Here is a 484-nt window from a genome sequence, read left to right as displayed (position 1 = left end):
GCCAAAAAGTATTAAATCCTTCACTTTTTGGTCTATATTCTTCCACGGAACATCAAGACTAAATTTGCAATTTTCAGCCAGTGACAGAATTGCATTTTTTAGCAATCCATAGTTTGTATGCACTTGACGGAATATTGATCGATCAAGATGCAAGACGCAAGTAGGTACTTAGTAATATGTTATGTAGTTAATCTGTGGCTATGTGCTATGCTGTTGTCTGTGAGACGTGACCGGTGACCGTGACATTGAAAATTATGGCGAACATAATCTTCTCGTCTGTACGGGCGGCTGAATGCACGCTCAAAAAACTTTAAAAAAAGTAATGTCAGTTTTTAGTGACATATTTTGTGTGAAAAACGATTTTTGTTTCTAGTTTTTGCCAATTTATTTGCGATTTTATAAATTAAATCATGGTTGTTATGAAGTTAGTATTGCTAAGGTTTATTAGAAACTATGAAAAATAATAGAAAAGGTCTATTTTACT

General features: G+C 33.5%; 1 pseudogene. It reads right to left on the bottom strand.

Annotation, left to right across the window (positions count from 1 at the left end):
- A pseudogene (locus ACJ5GX_RS06410) lies at positions 1 to 138 on the bottom strand (hypothetical protein); the annotation flags it as partial.
- Positions 139 to 484 lie beyond the last annotated feature (346 nt).

Source organism: Wolbachia endosymbiont of Tuta absoluta (genome assembly GCF_059414725.1).
The sequence above is the reverse complement of the archived record's forward strand: the minus strand, read 5'-3'. Positions and strand labels throughout refer to the sequence as shown.